General features: G+C 56.4%; 2 protein-coding genes. Both read right to left on the reverse strand.

Annotated elements, in window-relative coordinates; genetic code table 11:
• Positions 1-75: 75 nt before the first annotated feature.
• Positions 76-849: an IS21-like element helper ATPase IstB gene (gene istB / locus FGU65_RS15775; RefSeq protein ID WP_301665455.1), complete on the reverse strand. Its 774-nt coding sequence runs from the start codon at positions 847-849 to the stop codon at positions 76-78.
• The gene (gene istA, locus FGU65_RS15780) at positions 846-2,090 is read right to left on the reverse strand and encodes an IS21 family transposase (protein ID WP_301665456.1); all 1,245 of its coding nucleotides are present in this window, start codon (positions 2,088-2,090) and stop codon (positions 846-848) included. Before istA ends, istB begins: the two co-directional genes overlap by 4 nt.
• Between the last annotated feature and the right edge of the window lie 90 nt (positions 2,091-2,180).

The raw sequence follows: 2,180 nt of genomic DNA on the forward strand, positions 1-2,180 counted from the left end.
GTGTAAACGGCGGGATACTTTTCCCCAGAAGTGGCGGAATAATTTTCCCCACCTGTCTTCATAATTCTATCCATATCATCCCGGCAGGGTGTGAGAGAAGAGCCCCTGTTTCCGCCGTTCTTTCAGGCGATAGCTATCGCCTTTAATGTTGATCGTGGTGCAGTGATGCAAAATCCTGTCCAGAACTGCAGCGGCGATCACGTGGTCGCCGAAGATCTCTCCCCACTCGCCGTACGACTTGTTCGAGGTAAAGATCGTCGACGACTTCTCATACCGCCGTGAGATCAGGCTGAAGAAACAGTGTGCACCTTCGCTGTCGAACGGCAGATAGCCCATCTCATCGACGATCAGGAGATGGAACTTCGTGAGCGCCTTGATCCGTTCTTCGAGTTTATTCTCCCGGTTCGCTTTCATGAGCCGTTCAATGAGGCTGGATGCATTCGCATAGTAGACCCGGAACCCCTGCTTCACTGCCTCGTGGCCGAGAGCAAGAGCCAGATGCGTCTTCCCGACCCCGGGAGGCCCTAAGAAGACAACATTCTCCGCATGATGGACAAACCGCAGAGACGCCAGATCCCGGATCACCGCCGGATCGAGGGATGGCTGGAAGCTGACATCAAAATCATCCAGCCGCTTCTCCATCGGAAACCCGGCCAACCGCATCCGGAACTCAAGGGCACGATCATCCTTGCTCTTCACCTCCTGGCTCAGAAGGTAGTCGAGGACTTCCAGCGTCGATCGCTCCTCCTTCGCAGCGATCTCAAGGTAGTTGTCCAGGAGTGACTCGATCGTCGTCAGTTTGAGACGGTTCAGATTGTCATGCACCCGTTCGTAGACCAGAGAACTCATTGCCGCACCTCGCCGGAAAGACCCTCGTAGACCGAGAGCGGCCGGTGTTCAACTTCAGGCTCGATCATCCGGAAGAGCGGCCGCGAGGCCGCTCCAGACTGAGCGTTGCATCGCATGGCCTCTGCGAGAAGGCCGGAGAAGTGCTCCTTCTCCCGGACGATCCGGGCATGCCCGGGAACGACGGTGTGCGAGCAGATGATCTCGGTGCCGACCCGGACGATCATCCGGTCGTCGTGAAGTTCCAGAATGGCCTCTCGCCCGGCGTATCGGTAGGGCACCGAGTAGCGGTTCCCAAGGTAGGAGATATACGCTTCCCGCGAGATCTTCCGGCGTTCTTCTCTCCGCAGCCGGTAGGCCGGGATCCCTGCCATGGACTTCAGGTTCTCCCGCTGCAACCGATCGAACGGGATCTCGTGGGTGGTGCCGTGGGGTTCGGCATTCACCCGGTTACACCACTGCAGGAGCTGCCGGTTCATATCGTCGAGGGATGAAAAGGTTCCTCCGAGGAGGAAATCACGTTTCATATACCCGATCGAGTTCTCGATCTTTCCTTTGGTCTGCGGGCAGTAGGGTCTGCAGAGCCGGGGAATGAACCCGTGGTGCTGGAAGAAGTCCCCGAACTTCGGGTTCCACTGGTGGTCGCCGGCGCGGATCGCCCGTTTGAGGATCACCGTTTTGATGTTGTCGTAGAGGATCTCCTCGGTGTATCCACCAAAGTACTCGAAGGCATCGATATGACACTGGATGAGCGTATAGACATTCGTGGAGAGGGTGAAGACCATGTACCGCATCCGGGAGTGCCCGAGGATCATGCTGAAACAATACAGTTTCCTCCGCTGTCCATCCACATCCAGATGTCCGCATTCAGCCCAGTCTACCTGTGCCTGAACGCCGGGTTCGGTCTCATACCGGAAGACCGCCGGCACACTCTTGGAGGGTCGGATCGTGCGGATATAGTCTTTGACGATCGTATACTTCCCTGTGAAACCCTGTTCCCGGATCTCCCGATAGATCCGGGCGGCACTCAAAGGATGGTCGCTGATGCGCTGCTGAATGTACTCCTTGAACGGATCGAGTTTGCTCGATGTGCCGGTTCGCGGTTGCGGTGAGGGCGGTGTCCGGGCAGAGAGGTATTTGCGTACGGTTTTGCGATCAAACCCAGTTATCTGGGCGATCTGACTGATATTCAGTCCTTGATTGTAGAGATCGCGGATCATTAAGAATTCCTCCATCGTTAGCATTGCCACAACCCTCAAGCACGTGCATGAAGGTTGTCGGGTGGGGAAATGTATCCCGCCGATAGTGGGGAATTTTACACCGCCGTTTACACC

It is taken from the genome of Methanoculleus frigidifontis (genome assembly GCF_030464345.1).
GTDB classification, from domain to species: domain Archaea; phylum Halobacteriota; class Methanomicrobia; order Methanomicrobiales; family Methanoculleaceae; genus Methanoculleus_A; species Methanoculleus_A frigidifontis.